Raw genomic sequence first — 2,369 nt, forward strand, 5'->3', positions numbered from 1 at the left:
TGGGACATCTTCTCGAAGACGATGCCCTGGTACTCGTCCGGGACGTCGACGGTCACCAGCTCGTAGGGCTCCATCTTCACGCCATCCCGCGTTTCCGTGATGACCTCCGGCTTTGAAACGCAGAACTCCATCCCCTCGCGCCGCATCTCCTCGATGAGGATGCTCAACTGCAGCTCGCCGCGCCCCGACACCTTGACGCCGTCCGGACGGCCCAGGTCCTCCATGCGCAGGGAAACGTTGACGTGCATCTCCCGCTGGAGGCGGGCCTTGAGCTGCCGAAGCGTCACGGCCTGTCCCTCCCGCCCCGCGAAGGGGCCCGTGTTGACCAGAAAGAACATGGATACCGTTGGCTCCTCGATGGACAAGGGCTTCAGGGGATGGTCCGCAATGGCCTCCGCAGCGAAGGTGTCGCCGATGTCGATCTCCGTCGGACCGGTGAGCCACACGATGTCGCCGGCCCCGACCTCGTCCACCTCGACGCGCTCCAGCCCGCGGGTCACCCACAGCTGCACCACCCGGGCGTTCTCCTGCCCCGTCGTCGTCCAGTCCGTGCCCGTGTGGTCCGTGGTGTTCCACTTCGTGGACACCCGCACGAAGGGGTCCCCTTTGCGGATGTGGCCCTGCAGGATCTTGCCGCAGCCGATGCGGCCCACATACTCGTTCCACGCCAGCGTGCTGACCTGCATCAGGAAGGGCTTGTCCGGGTCCACGTCGGGGGCCGGCACGTAGTCGATGATGGCCTGGAACAGGTCGTCCATGTTGTCGCGCCGCGGGTCGTTCAGGTCCTTCACGGCCCAGCCGGCGAGCCCCGATCCGTAGAGGACGGGGAAGTCTGCCTGTTCGTCCGTTGCGCCCAGCTCAAAGAAGAGGTCGAAGGTCTTGTTGAGGGCGCCGTTCGGGTCCGCGCCCTCGCGGTCCACCTTGTTGATGAACACCAGGGGCTTCATGCCGATGGAGAGCGCGTGCTGCAGCACGTAGCGCGTCTGGGGCATAGGGCCCTCGTTGGCGTCCACGATCAGGATGACGGAGTCCACGGTGGAGAGGATGCGCTCCACCTCGCCCGAGAAGTCCGCGTGCCCCGGCGTGTCGATGATGTTGATGAGGTACCCGCCCCATTCGACGGTGCAGGGCTTGGAGCGGATGGTGATGCCGCGCTCGCGCTCGATGGCGCCCGAATCCATCACGCGCTCCGCAACCTGCGTGTGGGCGCTGAAGGTCTGAGCCGCCCTGAAGATGGAGTCGATCAAGGTCGTCTTGCCGTGGTCAATGTGGGCTACGATAGCCAGGTTTCTGATCTTTTCTGCCTGCATAGGTCCTTGCCTTCCCAAAATGAAAATAGGTTCCCCCTGCGGAGAACGTTTCCCCTTTTCGTTCCTCAAAAAAACGCACTGCATTTTACCGCAAAAGACGGCCCGCCGCCAAGCGCTTTTTGTCGGTTTGCCCCAATTCGAAGGCCGCGGTATGGTCTTCGAGGGCGCGCGGAGGGAAGCACGCTCTGCTGTTTTTGCGCTGCCGGAGCAGAAGAGCAAAAAGCAAAGTAAAAAAGAGGGGCCGGTCGGCCCCTCTTACCCAGATTCACTCAGGCGGCATAGCCTTCGTCCGAAGGTCCGCGCCCTACATGGACGCCTGCGAGATCATCCAGATCGCCTTGCTGTAGCTCTCGATAAAGTCGTCCATCTTCGCGGAGACGAGGTAGTTGTCGGAGGCGTCCGCGTCCGCCTTGATGGCCCTGACGCTCTCCAGGAGGTGCTTGAAGTCACCGAGGATGGACGCATAAACCGCCTTCACGTCGCCGGCAAAGCCCTCAGGGGCGTCCTTGACCTTCGCGTGCTTGGCGAAGGCCGCCATGGTCGACACCGGACGGCAGCCGATCATGAGCATGGTCTCGGCGACCTCGTCGATCTGCGGCCTGATGTCGTCGTAGTACTCCTCGAGCTTGGCGTGGGTCTGGAAGAAGGTGTGGCCGCTGATGTACCAATGGTAGCTCTGCAGCTTGTGATAGAAAAACACGAGGTCAGAGAGCAGCGCGTTCATTTTGGCTTCCATAATTTTCATGTCTCCTTATTTTTTGGCCGATGGCCGAATTTTTTAACCGATCTCGTCCAGAAGTTGCTGGACGCCCTTCTTGCCGAACGTCACCCTGTCGTCGTCGATCACGAGGCAGGGGACGCTCATCACGTTATAGCGCTCCTTCAGCGCTCCGAAGTGGTTGATGTCGTACACGTCCGCCGTCACCGAGGGGTTCAGCGCCGCGATCTGCTGTGCGGCCGCCACCAACTCCGGGCACATCGTGCAGGAGAGGGAGACCAGGACCTTCATGCCGACCTTCCGGTCGATGGCCCGGATGCGCGCCCTCGTGGTGTCGTCCA

Annotated in this window: 3 protein-coding genes; all 3 read right to left on the minus strand. The window is 62.2% G+C overall.

The window, feature by feature from the left end:
• Window positions 1-1,310: GTP-binding protein (locus tag ACO41U_RS10355; RefSeq protein WP_485943767.1), on the minus strand; the 1,310-nt coding region annotated here is incomplete at its 3' end.
• 304 nt (window positions 1,311-1,614) lie between these two features.
• Window positions 1,615-2,046 (minus strand): Dps family protein, encoded by a 432-nt coding sequence (locus ACO41U_RS10360; RefSeq protein WP_485943768.1) that lies wholly within the window; start codon window positions 2,044-2,046, stop codon window positions 1,615-1,617.
• Between the two features lie 42 nt (window positions 2,047-2,088).
• On the minus strand, window positions 2,089-2,369 hold a 281-nt coding region (locus ACO41U_RS10365; protein ID WP_485943770.1), incomplete at its 5' end, for a thioredoxin family protein.

Source organism: Fretibacterium sp. (genome assembly GCF_057312375.1).

Bases quoted from the DNA above. Each gene is read 5' to 3' on its own strand.
- ACO41U_RS10360 (WP_485943768.1), bottom strand. From the start codon at position 2,046: ATGGAAGCCAAAATGAACGCGCTGCTCTCTGACCTCGTGTTTTTCTAT.